General features: G+C 38.3%; 12 protein-coding genes. 7 read left to right on the top strand and 5 right to left on the bottom strand.

Annotation, left to right across the window (positions count from 1 at the left end):
• Positions 1–6 precede the first annotated feature (6 nt).
• On the bottom strand, positions 7–1,623 hold the full coding sequence (locus ACEN25_RS09145) for an Ig-like domain-containing protein (protein ID WP_441802641.1): 1,617 nt from the start codon (positions 1,621–1,623) through the stop codon (positions 7–9).
• Positions 1,624–1,729: 106 nt separating this feature from the next.
• Complete coding sequence (locus tag ACEN25_RS09140; RefSeq protein WP_441802640.1) at positions 1,730–2,404, bottom strand: ComF family protein; 675 nt, start codon at positions 2,402–2,404, stop codon at positions 1,730–1,732.
• Between the two features lie 54 nt (positions 2,405–2,458).
• On the opposite strand from ACEN25_RS09140, the gene ACEN25_RS09135 reads away from it, so the two are divergent.
• From ACEN25_RS09135 to ACEN25_RS09125, 3 genes are all read left to right on the top strand, one after another.
• On the top strand, positions 2,459–3,340 hold the full coding sequence (locus tag ACEN25_RS09135; RefSeq protein ID WP_028377203.1) for a hypothetical protein: 882 nt from the start codon (positions 2,459–2,461) through the stop codon (positions 3,338–3,340).
• A 105-nt stretch (positions 3,341–3,445) separates the two neighbouring features.
• Positions 3,446–4,984, top strand: a complete 1,539-nt coding sequence (locus tag ACEN25_RS09130; protein WP_441802639.1) for a glycine--tRNA ligase — start codon at positions 3,446–3,448, stop codon at positions 4,982–4,984.
• A gap of 98 nt (positions 4,985–5,082) precedes the next feature.
• Positions 5,083–8,091, top strand: a complete 3,009-nt coding sequence (locus ACEN25_RS09125; RefSeq protein ID WP_441802638.1) for a GEVED domain-containing protein — start codon at positions 5,083–5,085, stop codon at positions 8,089–8,091.
• On the opposite strand, the gene ACEN25_RS09120 is transcribed toward ACEN25_RS09125, so the two are convergent.
• Positions 8,088–11,507, bottom strand: a complete 3,420-nt coding sequence (locus ACEN25_RS09120) for a hypothetical protein (RefSeq protein ID WP_441802637.1) — start codon at positions 11,505–11,507, stop codon at positions 8,088–8,090. The two genes, ACEN25_RS09125 and ACEN25_RS09120, sit on opposite strands and share 4 nt — an antisense overlap.
• 141 nt (positions 11,508–11,648) lie before the next feature.
• Between ACEN25_RS09120 and ACEN25_RS09115 the strand changes: the two genes are divergently transcribed.
• The 4 genes from ACEN25_RS09115 (at position 11,649) to ACEN25_RS09100 (ending at position 15,280) form a co-directional block, all read left to right on the top strand.
• Positions 11,649–12,419, top strand: coding sequence for an exodeoxyribonuclease III (locus tag ACEN25_RS09115; protein ID WP_441802636.1), 771 nt, complete (start codon positions 11,649–11,651; stop codon positions 12,417–12,419).
• Positions 12,420–12,491: 72 nt separating this feature from the next.
• Positions 12,492–13,451: an OmpA family protein gene (locus tag ACEN25_RS09110; RefSeq protein ID WP_028377198.1), complete on the top strand. Its 960-nt coding sequence runs from the start codon at positions 12,492–12,494 to the stop codon at positions 13,449–13,451.
• A 208-nt stretch (positions 13,452–13,659) separates the two neighbouring features.
• Positions 13,660–14,121 carry a ubiquinol-cytochrome c reductase iron-sulfur subunit gene (locus tag ACEN25_RS09105; RefSeq protein ID WP_441802635.1) on the top strand — a complete coding sequence of 154 codons (462 nt, stop codon included), beginning with the start codon at positions 13,660–13,662 and terminating at the stop codon, positions 14,119–14,121.
• Positions 14,122–14,245: 124 nt separating this feature from the next.
• Complete coding sequence (locus ACEN25_RS09100; protein ID WP_441802634.1) at positions 14,246–15,280, top strand: NADP(H)-dependent aldo-keto reductase; 1,035 nt, start codon at positions 14,246–14,248, stop codon at positions 15,278–15,280.
• Between the two features lie 53 nt (positions 15,281–15,333).
• Here the strand turns inward: ACEN25_RS09100 and ACEN25_RS09095 are convergent, their stop codons facing one another.
• Both ACEN25_RS09095 and ACEN25_RS09090 read right to left on the bottom strand, forming a co-directional pair.
• Positions 15,334–15,624, bottom strand: a complete 291-nt coding sequence (locus ACEN25_RS09095) for a chaperone modulator CbpM (protein ID WP_441802633.1) — start codon at positions 15,622–15,624, stop codon at positions 15,334–15,336.
• Complete coding sequence (locus tag ACEN25_RS09090) at positions 15,621–16,523, bottom strand: DnaJ C-terminal domain-containing protein (RefSeq protein ID WP_441802632.1); 903 nt, start codon at positions 16,521–16,523, stop codon at positions 15,621–15,623. The genes ACEN25_RS09095 and ACEN25_RS09090 overlap by 4 nt, the downstream gene beginning before the upstream one ends.
• Positions 16,524–16,578 lie beyond the last annotated feature (55 nt).

The raw sequence follows: 16,578 nt of genomic DNA, 5'->3' as shown, positions 1-16,578 counted from the left end.
TTTTTGTTACTCCTGGTTGAGAATAAACGTCTCTTTAGGATACCATCCTGATCGTATATCTAGTTCCTTGGGGTAATATAAAACCTCCTCTGGCTGTCGTTGTTCTAAGAAATTACCGGTATCAAATTTTCCGTTAGCATTAAGATCTACGATTATTCGTGCAAAATATTTGCCGGGCTCTATTCGATCAAATTTAAATTCTACCTGCCCTACTGCTCCTATTTGCTCACGTTTGACATCACCTTTTTCGGTAACAAGCTGTACAATATGTTGTACTTCTGCTGCTCCTTTTAAGGTAATGTCAAATTCCCCATAATCTGAATATTCTTTAGTGGTGGCTCTAAAGCGTAACGTGTCATTTTTACTTCCGTAGAAATCTGTAAGCGCTTCCGGAAGCATCGTGATTGCGTAAGATTCCTTTTCTTCAGTAAGAAATTTAAGACTCAGTTGTAATTTTTTAGGAAAGACCTCAACCTTAAAATCGCTTACAAATGTGGAGTCTTTACGTTGTATTGAAATTTTTGTAGTGTCAACAGCAACAACAGGAATAGTACTGTTTAATATAAAATCTTCTTCTAAAACCAGACCTGTAGAAACGGGGTTAATCTGCAACGAATCTGGCTTTAAGTTACGTAAACGCATGTAAGCTGTATCTGTTTTTTTGCTTGTTAGTGTTTTAAAAATAAGAGAATCTGTCTGCACTTTTGGAGTAAACCAGTATTGTAAAGAGTCCTGATCTTTCTTGCGGGTAATTAATGATTTAAAGCCTTCTGGACGCGCACTTATTAACTCGACATTTATACTGTCGGAATTACCCTTATAGGGGAATGCGATACGTTGTGCAGCAGCTTGCTTAGGCCTGCTAACTTCTGGCGCTAATTCTTCGTTAAAAAGATTGAGCACATACACAGAATCTGTAGGCACTTCTATAAATGAGTCATAAAATGCAATTTTATCTTTTGCAGGTTGAAAAGTATAATTGTTATCTGCATCTTTTAAAGCCGCTAACCGGTAGCGACCTGCTTTCACATTTGTGATTTCAAAAACATTAGAACTGTCTAACGTATTGGTAACATATCGTGGTACTTTTTTATAAACCACAGAATCTGTATACGTAGAGTCTGCCTCATAAAGCATAACGGTTACGTAATTATCTGCTTTTTGAAAAAGTGCATCACGTATAACACCCACTACCTTTAATGAATCTATATAATCACCGGTAGAAAAAACATATTTAAAAAAGGAAAACGGATTTCCCTCGTTATTATCAGTAACACTTTCCCCAAAATTGAATACGTAGGTTGTATTTTCTATAAGAGTATCCATTATTTTTATATCTATAAACCGCGAAGCGCTTCCCATAGGCGTAATAGACGCCTTAGGATCCATAGGAGGAGAAACAATAAGGTTTTTATTTAGGTCTTTCAGCTTAATAAATTCATCAAAATAAATGCGAATCTCATCCCCTTCAAAATTTGTAGAATAGTTAGGAGGGTCTGCACTTACCAGAACGGGAGGCGTCTCATCTTTAGGGCCACCGGTAGGTGTACCTCTTTTTGCACAATTTACTACTAAGAGAAGTAGTAGCGACACGATAAACAGCTGTGAACCTTTTTTAAACATAGCAGCGCAAAGTAACAATTATTTTTAAAGATTAATACTAGAAACCTGCTTTGAGACTTTAGCAAACACCTATAAAAAATCTATTTTCATTTAGTAACGTGGCTTTCTAAACGGCTATTGCCATGACCGCTACACTCAACTTAATATTTGTGGTGGTATTTAATGCTAATGCGCAGCCTTCTACGGTACCTCCTGTTGTTATTAAATCATCAACTAAAAGTATATGTTTTCCTGCAAGTGTGTTGTTTTCACGCAACGCAAACGAATCTATTACTTCGGTACTCCTAAAACTTCTGCCTAAAAAAACCTGTGTGTTTGTGGCTTTGATTCTATACAAAACATCATCTAAATAGGGTTTTTGCAAGGCAGTAGCAATTGCTTTTCCGAAACCGGCTACTTGATTGTACCCACGAGCTTTCAGCCTTTTTTTGTGTAATGGTACAGGAATCACACAATCAATAGTTTTAAATGCTTCTGTAGCCATTAACTCGCTGCCCAACCATTCTCCTAAATAAGCACTTACCCGCTCCTGCCCCTTATATTTTAAATTATGAATAAGATGTTGTACACGTGTTTTTTTATCAAAATAAAACAGCGCTGCAGCATTTTCTACTGAAGTTCTACCGTATAATAATTTTAATATAGGATTGTACGTTGTAGTATGAAAATGAGCAAGAGGTAACGCATGCCGGCAAGATGTGCAAATGAGTTTTTCTCCGGTACCGAGTAATTCATCACAAGCACTACATTGATCTGGATAAAAGAGTTTGAGTAGCGACATTATCTCATTTTGATTAAAAATTATAACTTCACACTAAGATATAAAATCGTTTGCATGAGTGCTAATCGCAATAACAATGCTTTAAAGATTCTAATCGGTATACTTTTTTTTCTGCTTTTAGGCTTAGGAGTTTATACCTATTCATTCTATCAAGAGCTAACTGCGAATAAAGTCGCATTATCTGAAGAGAAGTTACTACTTCAAAATGAATTAAGTGACCTGCTCGTCACGTATAACTCTGAAATTGAAAGCAGTAAACTTATGAGCAAAGAGCTGCGCGAAGCCAGATCACGAATCCAAAATCTACTGAATCGTTTAGAAAATTCTACGACTTCTCAAACTACCATTCAAAATTACCGAAGAGAACTGAGTATTCTTCGGAATGAACGAGATGTCTTACGTAAAAAAACAGATAGTTTAATGCTTGCAAATGCGCTGCTGGTATCTCAAAAAACTACGGTAGAAGCAGCTTTTGATCAGAGTGTAGTTCAATTAGATTCATTACAAGTTCAAAATAATACCCTAAAAGATGACCTTGCCAAAGGTTCTCAACTTACAGTTAGCAGGTTTACTTCTGCAGGTGTTATTTTACGCCGTAGCGGTAAACGATTACCTAATGATCGCGCAAACCGCATAGATAAACTAGAGATTTGTTATACTGTAAACGCCAATGAATATGCCAGAGCCGGCGATCACGATTTTTACATTCAGGTTATAGACCCTCGTAACAATGTTATGGGAGAACGTATTTCTTTAGCCTTTGGCGAAAACATTTTAATCTACAGCGCTTACCAGGAAATCGCTTATCAAAATGAAGAAGTAGAATCGTGTGTACTCATAAACCCGGCTATAGATGAATTTTTACCGGGAATTTACCGCATCAATTTATTTGAAAACGACCGTTTATTAAGTAATAGCGTCTTAGAATTAGAATAAAAACAATCCTTTAAAATTCCACTTCATTGCTCCGGTTTTTTTATTTTTACCGGCTGTTTCTCAATGGAGAGACCTCTTATACCAATTACAAAAGCAACATACTAAATGGCACAACAGGAAGATCATTTTAAAAAAGTAATATCTCACGCTAAAGAATACGGATACATTTTTGGAAGCAGTGAAATTTATGATGGGTTAAGCGCAGTATACGACTACGGTCAGAATGGTGCTGAGCTGAAGAAAAACATTAGAGATTACTGGTGGAAAAGTATGGTGCAAATGCACGAAAACATTGTAGGTCTTGATGCTTCTATTTTTATGCATCCTACTACCTGGAAAGCCTCAGGACACGTAGATGCTTTTAACGACCCGCTCATTGATAATAAAGATTCTAAAAAAAGATACCGCGCAGATGTCTTAATTGAAGATTATGCCGAAAAAATAAATCAAAAGGCGCAGAAAGAAATCGAGAAAGCTAAAAAGCGCTTTGGTGATGCTTTTGATGAGGCCGAATTTGTAAGCACAAACCCAAGAGTTCTTAGATACCGTGAAGAGCAGGAAACCATTCTTAAGCGTATGGCTCGTTCTCTGGAAGCTGAAGATCTTGCTGATGTTAAAGCACTAATTGAAGAACTAGGAATTGCAGATCCTGACACCGGTTCAAAAAACTGGACAGATGTGCGTCAATTTAACCTTATGTTTGGTACAAAACTAGGAGCTTCCGCAGAGACAGCTACAGATTTGTATTTAAGACCAGAAACGGCTCAGGGTATTTTTGTAAACTTCTTAAATGTTCAGAAAAGCGGTAGAATGAAAATCCCTTTTGGGATTGCTCAAACCGGTAAGGCTTTTAGAAACGAGATTGTTGCGAGACAGTTTATTTTTAGAATGCGTGAGTTTGAACAAATGGAAATGCAATTTTTTGTACGTCCCGGGGAAGAACTTAAGTGGTATGAGCACTGGAAAGAAACACGCTTAAATTGGCATTTATCATTAGGTTTAGGAAGAGAAAACTATCGTTTTCACGACCACGAGAAACTTGCTCACTACGCAAACGCAGCTGCAGATATCGAATTTAATTTCCCTTTTGGTTTTAAAGAATTAGAAGGAATACATAGTCGTACAGACTTTGACCTTAAAGCTCACGAAGAGCATTCGGGTAAAAAACTACAATTTTTTGATCCTGAATTAAACGAAAGCTATGTGCCTTATGTAGTAGAAACCTCAATAGGACTTGATCGTATGTTCTTAGCTGTGTTCTCACAATCGCTTGAAGAAGAAGAATTAGAAAACGGTTCTACGCGTACGGTTTTAAAATTACCGGCAATATTAGCTCCTGTTAAGGCAGCTATTTTACCACTTGTTAAAAAAGACGGTCTACCCGAAGTGGCCCGTAAAATCATAGATGATCTTAAGTGGGATTTTAACGTTGCTTACGACGAGAAAGATGCTGTAGGTCGCAGATACCGCCGTCAGGATGCTGCAGGAACACCATTTTGTATAACTGTAGATCACGACACCTTAGAAGACGACAGCGTAACCATACGTGACCGGGATACTATGGAACAGAAACGAGTGAAAATTTCTGAATTAAATACAATACTTCACGATAAGATCGATTTCAAAAATTGGATGAAATCTTAATTCTACGCAATATATTTTTATTAAAAGCCCCTTAACGGGGCTTTTTTTAATCCGTATACTGGTAACTTTCGTACATTTATAGACCCTATTTATACGTTATGATAAAGATTTACAGGTTTTTATTTAAGAAGCAAGCCTATTTACTAATTCCGCTATTTAGCCTATTCTTTTTTGTTTCAGAATCCTTAAAAGCTCAGGAAATTGAAGGCCCTTCATTAATAAGGTCAATTCAATTTGTGAAGGAAGTACCTAGTTTAACCTCTCAAATCGAAAAGGGAATTTTTCAAACTCCTTTAAAAACTACCGAAATTCAGGAAGTAAACCCTAAAAGACGTACCACAAATCAAGTTGTTCCCGGTAAAGGTTTTCCTAAAGATGGTGATCCATTGCTTAAAACCCAGAAAAGCAAAAGTCCTACAAAATCTTATATTCCAGAACCTATTCGGGTTTTTGAAGCCAATACCTCTCGCTTCACACCATCAGATCCTACAGGAGCAGTAGGGCCTAATCATTATGTAGCTGCCTGGAATGCCGGTTTTAAAATCTATGATAAACAAGGAAATCTTTTAGTAGACGAGGCTTCTTTAGGAACGCTGTTTGAAGGTAATACCGAAGGTGACCCTATTGTTTTATATGATGCACCTGCAGATCGATTTATAATAACAGAGTTTGAGAAAGACAATGACTCGGGTGGCGTTAATGGTTTAAATATAGCAATCTGTAAAGGTCCAGACCCGGTTAATGACGGCTGGTATGTATATACAGCAGGTTTTGAAACCGGTGAATTTCCTGATTATCCTAAATATTCAGTATGGCACGATGGCTATTATATCACCTCAAATATCACTATAAATACAGACCGACAGGGGAATCAAAGTGATGCCATATTTGTTATGGAACGCGAAAAAATGTTACAAGGTCTTACAAATGTTGGTTTTTTAGGCTTCAGTTTACCCACTCTGCAAACCAATGGCTTTTTCAGTCCGCAGTTTTTTAATGTTAGTAGTCCCGAAGCTCCTGCAAGTGGGCCCGCAACAGTCGTTTTTTTACAAGATGACTCCTGGTCTGGCGTTACAGATGATCACCTCAAATTATGGGATGTGAATGTTGACTGGACGACTCCTCAAAATTCGGCAATTTCACAGCCCCGCATCATTACCGTTTCAGATTTTAACAGCGTATTTGATGGAGGCGCTTTTTCAAATCTTCCGCAGCCCGCAGGACCAGATATTGATGCCTTGCAGGGGACGATAATGAATCAGGCTCAGTTTAGAAAATTTCCTACCTATAATTCAGCTGTTTTCAACTTTGCTGTAAATGTCGCACCGGCCGGTCAGGAACAAGCCGGAATACGCTGGTACGAAATGAGACAGACCGGTGATGGCCAACCATGGACTGTTTTTCAGGAAGGCACCTATGTATCTCCTACCGGAAATAATGCTTTTGCAGCCAGTATGGCGATAGACTCACAAGGAACTATAGGGATGGGGTATACGACGGTAAGTACAAGTACACCAGTAACCATAAATTACACAGGGCGCTATGCAAACGACCCGTTAGGGCAAATGTCTGTTCCCGAAGCGCTCATTAGAGCCAGTACAGGGGTTAGTGCTTCAGAACGCTATGCAGATTATACGCATTTAACTGTAGATCCTGTAGACGGAAAAACATTTTGGTTTATTACAGAATATTTTAATGCAGAACGTAAAGACTTAATAAGTGTTTTTAAGCTCGCTCCAGATCTTGCAAATGATTTGCAGGTGGTTTCTATAGATACCCCAGAAGAAGGTACCCTAACAAATACGGAAACTATTACGGTAACACTGCGTAATGCAGGGACTGCAACACAATCTAATTTCCCAATATCCTATAGTATAAATAATGGCAGCGTAATTACTGAAACATTTACAGGAACTCTCGCTTTTAATGAATTTGCAACATACACGTTTACACAAACTGCAGATTTATCTATAATGGGTCAACGCTACACGATTTCGGCTCAAACTGCTCTCCCTACAGATCAGAACACTTCTAATGATGCAGTCGTAAAAGCCGTAGAACATCTGTGGCAAAATGACCTGGGAGTAACAGCGCTGTTAAAACCGCAATCTCAAACGCGATTAGGATCTAGTGAAAATATCACTATTGAAATCACAAACTTTGGGACTGCCCCGCAAACAAATTTCCCGGTATATTATGAGGTAGATAATGGCGCACGTGTAACCGAAACCTTTACATCAACAATTGCTGCAGAATCGACAGCAAATTATACATTCACCGCATCAGAAGACTTTTCAGAATTACGCCCTTATACCATAAGCACCGGTACAAATTTAGTCACAGATAGCGATGCAGCGAATAATAGTATTACTCAAGAAATTATAAGTTCATATTGTACTCCTATGGCAAACTGTACTTTGGCCAATGATGGTATTACAAGTATAAGCTTAGAAGGCACAACGATAACCACGACATGTACTTCAGACGGTTATAGCGACAATACAGATATTGTATTTGACCTTGATATACAGAGCAACCCCTACACTGGCCAATTGCAAGCCGGTTTTGAAAATACAGGTTATGCTATTTTTATAGACTTAAATAACAACGGCACGTTTGAAGCCTCAGAACTGGTTTCTAATAACACTATTCCCTTAGCGAATAGAAATACACCTTTTGAACTTACACTGCCAGCAGGAGTAAGTTTAGGCACGTACAGAATGCGCTTACGTAGTAAAGACAGCGAATTTGGAGGTGACTTGCTAGATCCTTGTGATGATATCGCATACGGTCGTATAACAGATTTTAGCGTACGTATTTTTAACAGTCTTTCAGTGGAAGAAAATATATTTCCAGATGGAGACCTGGTCATTATAGAAACTGATAAAAATCAATTTCAAGTATCACTGAGCACCACAGAAGTTAGAGATAAAATGGCGGTCACCGTTTTCTCAATTTCAGGACAAAAACTTGCAGAAAACTGGATTAAAAATGAATACGGAAGTGTTAAATACGATCTCGACATGTCATACGCCGCAAGTGGAGTTTATATTGTACGTATAGGCAATAGCAAAGGCGGCCAATCTAAAAAAATTATTGTGCGTTAAAAAAAGGCGCGTAACTGTACAGTTCCCGTATGTATTGTTTTTGAAGTCTCGCTTTTTCTGCCAAAATAAGCCAGATTGAGATCTAAAAATTTTGTGATTCTTTTTTGCGCCAATGCCGTCCACGTAAAATTAGCGCCTGGCTGCAAGCCTTCGAGCATTAAATACGCAACAGGAGAAAATGCACTCCCGCTAAATGAATTACTAATGTATTTTGCCTCTGCATTGAGCGAGACTTTTTCGGTGTTGCTATACGAGAACGAAAGACCCAAATCTTGCTGTTTTAAATACTCCTGTTCTCCACGTGTATTTTCTTTAGTCGCAAAACCGTAAAACGCCTCAATTCTAGAATTATCACTAAATAAATAAGCTATTTTGGGGTCAACCGCTACGCTGGAAACATCAAAATTACGCTGCTCAAAATTTGCTGAAGTACTTGAGTTTGATCCCAAATCTGCTTTTAAATTAAACAGGTAACTCGCTTTAACCTTGTGTAAAAAATTAAATTGATGACTGCGTAATTCATTAGTTTGTAATCCTAACGAAACTAAGTTACGCGTCGTATTTGCTAAGTAAGTATAACTGGTCGTGTATTTCTGCTTCCCTCTATTAAAAAATAAGGTATTTCTAAAATTGAGATTCAATCCTAAAGCATCTTCCCGCTCATTAAACGGATTCAAGTCAAAAGAATCTCCTGCTCTCAAAATCTTCTGGTCTATTAAATAACTGGTCTGGTTATAAAAATGAGAAGCAAACTTTTTAATACCATTTTTACCGCTCCATTGTTGAAAATCTAAGGTTAGTAGCTGACTGAATTTATTTTGATGCGTTTTTATAAAAATCTGATTGGGGAGTAACACTTTTATAAAGTCGGCCTCGTCTTTAAATTGTGCAATTTCAAATTCTTGAAGTTGTTGTATTGCATCACCATTATAATCATTCCACGTATAGACACCTTGTCCCTCATCAACTTTGACATAGGTAAATTCTTGCTGTGGAAGGGTGCCGCTGCTGGTTTCAAAAACCGTATTTAAGCGCATAATATTTTTAAAAAGACGCTGATCAAAAAGTAATCTTGAATTTAAAGACCGCTCAGTCTCTTTAGTTTTTTCAGAAAAAACCAATTGCCTGTAGTTTACAAAAAGACCCAGAGACGTGGTTTTCGATTTTATTAATTGTGATTTTAAGTAGTAGGTATTGCTGTGATTTACACGCGCTAAACCAGTGCCACGCAAACTGTCGTTTATCCGGTGTCTGTAACCTAATTCAACAAAAACCTGAGTACTGTCTCCGCGTCCCACAAAAGCTTCAACCGACTTAAATCGCTGACTTAAAGGATCTAATCTCCCAGTAAGCGTTTGGGTACCTACATTGTTTTCGGCTCTCAGTTTTGCGCCAATCCACGATTTTTTGTAACCATAAACCGTAGTGCTATTCAGTCTGAAAAATTCGGTTTTTGATGGTTCTGCTTCGGTTTTGAGATAACTCGTGTTTAAAAAAGTACGTAAGTTCTTATGCCTGTAATTAGCCACGATACTATTTCGGTTTCCTGTATATGTATTTGAATAGTTGAGGTTTTCAAACCGATAATCTAGAAATCCGCGCGCAGAGTCTCTTAGCTGTAAACCTGTCGTAATTAAAGCCTGATTTCCTTTAGGGAATACCGGTAAATTCCAATCTCTGCTAAATTCAATTGCATACGTACGCTCTATATTTTCAAAGTTATCTTGTATATAATCTACTGTTGCAAAAGCATCTAAAGACGTTGCCTTGCTGTTGCCTAGTACACGATGTCGCACATCAAGTTTACCGGCAAAACCCGTATTATCCTTATCATTTAAATCTGAAAATAAATTAAGATCACATTTGCTGCCTGCGCCTTCAAAGGAAATCGCAGTTTTGTCTGAAGCGTTGTACGAGCCTTGCACAACTGCCATCTGCAATTGTGTTGGGGCAAAAAGACGCACTACCGGTGCAAAATCACCTTGTGAAACCCCATTTACAGGCGCTACATATTCATAAATACGATTAATCGCTGTAGCCGTACTCAGGCGGTAATCTCCCTCATTAGGCCCTACTTGCGTAAAACGCACATTAAACAATGTATCTTCAGGATTATTTGAAAAAATATAAACATCCTGCCCATTGCGTGTTTCCTTTCGGTATAAAATTTTGTTCTCGTTATAGGTTTCGGGGTTTACCCCGGGAGCAAACATTTGAGATGTGTCATCTCCTACACGCTGCAAAACAGCTACTTGATCTGCATTTAAATTTTGTAAGAGAGGCTGATTTTTAGCATCGCTTTCAGAATACACATGAGCATTTAACTGCAGGCGGTCATCATCTGTCTTGTAATCACCTCCTGCATATGCAATAATTCTGGTGAAGTTTTGCTCACTGTATTGATATTCTACCGAAATACGCATCTCACTCGTAATGGGAAACGTAGGATTAAAGCGTAATTCACCGGCATTGTAGTCTATCACATAATCTGCTGTCTCACCGCGCTTCAGCAAGACTCCGTTTACAAAAACACGCTCGCTGCCACTCACAATGAGCACATATAATTCTCCGTTAGGTCCCGTTAATTTATAGGGTCCTTGATTACCTTCCTGTCCCGTAAATCGGCTTTGTGTAAATACTCCGCGTACGAGTGCAGCGGTCGCAAATAAATCTGTTTCGGTTGTTGAGTGATTTAAAGTTCCGCGAAGCGAAAGCCCCTGTACCTTTTTTGAAAATCTGCCAAAATAAGAAGTGTTATTTTCTAAATTGATATCACCGGCTCGTATACTCCAGTCATCGCTATAAAGCTCAATAAATATCTGGTCAAACTCATCTAGACGCTGTGAATAGCCGCCATCTTGCTGCGGAATATTAGCATCCTGTAACGACGCTCTCAAGGAGACCCGTTCACTTAACTTCCCGGAGATTTGAAGATCTAATTCGCTGTTTAAAGTGCTGTTCTGGTTGTTGCCAGAGGTGACACCACGTACTAAACTTCCCGTAACATCAAGCCCATCAAATGGTACAATCTCTTGCTTTGAATTTTCTTTTTTGAGCGCATATACCTTTTCCAGATTTCCAGAACTTTGTACAACTAAATCAGGATCGTATTCAAAATACCGCCTGGTTAAAAATTCTGGATATGCTCTATAGTGCACTCGTATAGAATCTGGTAGGTTTCCGTTCTTTTCAAAAATAAGTAATGAAGTGCCAAAATCTATAGTGTATGCGGTGCTGTCTATTAAGTTCCCTTCCTGGCTGGTAACTCTAAACAATGCCGGATTAATACTTACTGAATCGATACGTATTGTATCGCGTACCGCATACGTTTTGGTTTTGATTTCTGCAAAACCGCGTTCCTGAGCAAAACTGCTTAAGCACAGAGAAAAGAGTAATATACAGGCAAGGTTGCGCATCGGCTATAAAACTACATGAAAAAGTACAAAGCATACCAGCGTTCTTTTTTTGAATAGGGCTAATACTGTCTGATGTACTCTTACTATTGAAAATAGATTAAACCTAAATAATTAACTTCGCCCTAAATACAAAACAAACGCATGAAAATCATAACCTATAATGTAAACGGAATACGCGCAGCGGTTAAAAAAGGACTTCTTGACTGGATTAAGCAGGCAGACCCAGATGTATTATTGTTGCAGGAAACCAAAGCAAATAAAGAGCAGGTAGAAATTGACTTTCTTAAAGAAACCGGCTATCACGATTACTGGTTTAGCGCACAGAAAAAAGGATATAGTGGTGTTGCAATACTTACCAAAAAAGAACCCGACAATGTTGTTCACGGCACCGGCATTGATTATATGGATTTTGAAGGGCGTAATTTACGTGTAGATTTTGGTGACCTTAGCATTATGAGTATGTATCTGCCCAGCGGTACAAATGCAGATAGACTTGAGCATAAATTTAAGTATATGGCAGATTTTCAAAAGTATGCAGATGAGCTGCGCAAAACACGACCTAATCTGGTAATAGGCGGTGATTACAATATTTGCCATGAGCCTATAGATATTCACGACCCGGTACGTCTTAAAAACGTAAGTGGCTTTTTACCTGAAGAACGCGAGTGGATGAGTGGTCTTATTAATAGTGGCTTTACAGACAGTTTTAGACACCTCAATGCAGATGTAGAGCAATACAGCTGGTGGAGTTACCGTGCAAATGCACGCGCTAATAACAAAGGCTGGCGTCTTGATTACAATATGGTAAGTGAACCGTTACAAGACGCGATTTCCAGAGCCGTAATTTTACCCGATGCTAAGCACAGTGACCATTGCCCTGCCCTTTTAGAACTAAACTATACAGGCAAATAATTTTATTAGGTAAATCACCAATAAATTAAAAATGCCTGCGTTACTGAAAAACAACTTAATCACTTTATAATTATGCTAAAAAAGTTTTGCGTTATTCTATTTAGCGCTGCTACACTTACTTCGTGTGTTTCTGCAAAAGTTTACAAAGATCTAGAAGCGCGCTATGCCGGTCTTAAAGCCGAAAATCAAGATCTAGATAGAGATCTTGCTACTTCAAACCGATTAAAAAATCAGTTTGAAACCGAATCTTCCCGTTTGCGTGAAGAACTTGAAAGTGCAACAGCAGAGCGTGACCAACTCGCGAGCCAGTATGCAGCTGCCAAGAGCAATCTTGAAAATTTACAAAAATCGTACGATGCCTTAGAAGCAAACAGCTCAAAGAGTCTTGCCGAAAATTCTAAGAAAAACAGAGAATTATTAAGTGAACTTGATGAAAAACAACTCGCTCTTGCAACAGAACAGGCCCGTCTTGAAAAACTTCAGCGGGATCTTGCAGAACGTTCGCAACGTGTAGATGAGCTTGAGTCGATGATTGCCGCTAAAGATGCAAAAATGCGCGCTTTAAAAGATGCGATTTCAAAAGCTCTTGTAGATTTTGAAGGAAAAGGTTTAACGGTAGAACAGCGTAATGGTAAGGTTTATATTTCATTAGAAAACAAATTACTTTTTGATAGCGGTAGTTGGACGGTAGGAGCTAACGGTCGCAAAGCGGTACAGCAATTAGGGTCTGTACTTGCAGATAATTCTGAAATTGCTGTACTCATAGAAGGGCATACAGATAATGTACCTTATAACGGCAGCGGCACAATAAACAATAACTGGGATTTATCCACAAAAAGAGCAACAGCTATTGTTGAAATTTTAAGTCAGAATTCTGCTATTAACCCACAAAACTTAACGGCTGCAGGTCGTGGAGAATATGCGCCCGTAGCGCCTAATACTACAGCAGAAGGAAAAGCAAAAAACCGAAGAATCGAAGTAATTCTAACCCCTCAACTTGACGAGGTAACAAAATTGCTCAACGAGATCTAGCTTTTTTCAGTTTTAATATTTAGTAATCCGCTTGCAGTTTGCAAGCGGATTTTTTTTGTTTTAAACCTTTTTTAACAATACTTCGTATATACCTAAAATACAACCACTAAACTTTTAAAATACAATACTTAAGATTGAAAAGCATCTGTTTTCGGTTTGCTTTAAACGTAGCATTTAATTGAAGATTATAAATAAAAACGAGTTTATTATGGATAGAAAAGACTTTTTGATTACAGTAGGAAAGGGTGTATTTCTGGCGTGTTCCGGATCTTGTCTTCTGGCTGCCTGCAGCACTGGGGATGATGGTGGATCTAACGTGCCAGATACTAATGGTGGTACCGGTGGAAATCCTGTAGATGTCACGGTTAATCTGAGCGACCTCGCCACTGTAGGAGCTCAAAAAACACAAAACGGTGTTTTATTTATACGTATTAGCGAGGGAGAAACCTCATCATCATTTGTTGCTACAGAATCATTATGCCCCCATCAGGGAGGACGTTTACTCTTTCAGGGAAGCGCTAATTTAATTGAGTGTCAATTACACGCTGCTCGCTTTGAGGTAGATGGTGGTATTATACGTGGCCCGCAAAATTCATCGGGTAGTGTGCGTGCTTTAAAAATTTATACAACGACTATAAACGGATCTTCTATAACAGCTCGAAAAGCATAATTGTACAAAACTAAAAGAGCCTGCGTTTGCAGGCTCTTTTAGTTTCTTCTTAAATTTTTTCACAAAAATTAATTCCTAAAAATTCACTTCTTTACTTTTACAAAATTCAAAAAAATTAAAGAATATGCGCTACACAACGCTCCCCAATACCACTGTAAAAGTGAGTAAGATATGCCTGGGAACAATGACGTACGGTCAACAAAATACCGAAGCCGAAGGTCACGCCCAACTTGATTACGCAATAGAACAAGGAGTAAACTTTATTGATACTGCAGAGCTATACAGCGTTCCTGCTAAGCCCGAAACACAGGGAAGCACAGAACGTATTATTGGTACGTGGTTAGCTAAAAGAGGGAAACGTGATGACCTCGTTATCGCATCTAAAATTGCAGGACCGGCAGCAATGTCTAAACACATTCGTACCGATGGCTTTACAAAAGCAGAGTTTAAAGATGCCATTCACAAAAGTTTAAAGCGTCTTCAGACAGATTATCTTGATTTATATCAATTGCACTGGCCAGAGCGCAATACCAATTACTTCGGAAAGCTGGGTTACACGCACGATGAGAACGAAAAATGGCAGGATAATTTTGCTGAAATTCTTGAAGGTTTACAGGACTTTGTAAAAGAAGGATTGATAAGACATATAGGTGTAAGTAACGAAACACCTTACGGGTTGTCTCGATATCTAGAAGAAGCCCGTAAAGGACTGCCTAAAATGATAACGGTTCAAAACCCCTATAATTTATTAAACCGAAAGGATGAAGTAGGATTAACAGAGCTCTTACACCGTGAAGAAGTAGGATTACTGGCGTATTCACCGCTTGGTTTTGGCACACTTTCCGGGAAATATATTAAAGGTACAGATGCACAAGATTCTCGGGTGAATCAATTTCCGCAGTATAATAGATACTCAAATGATAATGCAGTAGCAGCAACTAAGCAGTATATAGCAATCGCAGAGAAACACGGTTTATCTATTACCCAACTTGCACTGGCTTTTGTAACAGATCGCCCGTTTATGACTGCAAATATTATAGGTGCTACCTCATTAGAGCAACTTAAAGAAAATATAGGCAGTATTAACGTCTCTCTTTCTGAAGAAATTTTAGAAGAGATAGAGACGGTACATAAGGAAATTCCAAACCCCGCTCCTTAAATTTTATAACTTATATAATGAGAAAAACCAGATCTCAAAAAGGTCTGGTTTTTTTATTCATATAACCTCAATCGGTTTTGTGTAGCAGTTAGTTGACTTCTGAGGTCATCTACCGTGTCTAAAAGATTTAGAATCACATCAATTCCTTCGATATTAATATGCAATTCTTCAGAAATACGCACGATTTTCTCAAATATGGGTATGCTCTCGTGATGCAGGCAATTTGTATGCGCTATACTCACAATCTCAAGTACGCCTTTATCGTGTAATTCTTCAAAAAAGGTTTGATTTATACAATAATGTTTGCAAAGTTCGGGAACGGGTATGTAGTCTGAATGGCTCATGAGGATTGTAATTTTGAGAGTTCTTCAAATAGTTCTTTTTCTTTTTCTGATAGATTTGTGGGTACTTTTATAGCATAGGTTATAAATAGGTCTCCAAACTGATTTTCCTTTTTATATACAGGAAACCCTTTTCCTTTTAATTTAACCTGCGTACCGCTTTGAGTGCCCGCAGCAACTTTTAATTTTGCTTTCCCGTCAAACGTGTCTACGATAAGTTCTCCACCTAAAATTGCAGTATATAAATCAAGATCTACCGTTTTATATAAGTTTGCCTTATCTCGCTTAAAAGCAGAATTATTTGCAATTGAGAATTGAAGCAGCAAATCACCTTTAGGTCCTCCATTTACACCTTCACCACCATAGCCTTTTATTTTTATGGTTTGCCCGTTTTCTACCCCTGCAGGTATGGTAAGTCGTATATTTTTACCATTAATGGTAATGGTGCGTTTTTCGGTTTTAAAAACCTCTTCGAGGTTTAATTGTAGGGTTGCATTAAAATCCTGGCCTCTATACTGCGCAGCACGTCCTCCACGAGAACCACCTGCCCCGCCAAACATAGACCCAAAAAAGTCTGAAAAATCGCCCGCATCATAGCCTCCGCTATACTGTGCTCTTCCGCCGCCAGGATTGCCATACGATCGTTGCTGACGTTCGGCATTTTCATAAGCATCAGCGTGTTGCCAGTCTTTACCGTACTTATCGTATTTTTTTCGGTTTTCTGGATTTCCTAAAACTTCGTTTGCCTCATTTAACTGCTTAAATTTTTCTTCGGCTTCTGCGTTTCCCGGGTTAACATCAGGATGGTATTTACGTGCCATCTTACGATATGCTTTTTTGATATCTGCTTCGGTAGCCGTTTTATCTATACCTAAAACTTTATAATAATCGATGTATGCCATTGAGAAGTTACTTAAGTTGTGTTTTATTTAAATCTTTTATTCAATAGCAAAGATT

This window comes from Leeuwenhoekiella sp. W20_SRS_FM14, from assembly GCF_052119605.1.
Lineage (GTDB): Bacteria > Bacteroidota > Bacteroidia > Flavobacteriales > Flavobacteriaceae > Leeuwenhoekiella.
Note: the sequence above shows the minus strand (reverse complement) of the source record. Positions and strands in the feature narration are given on the sequence as shown.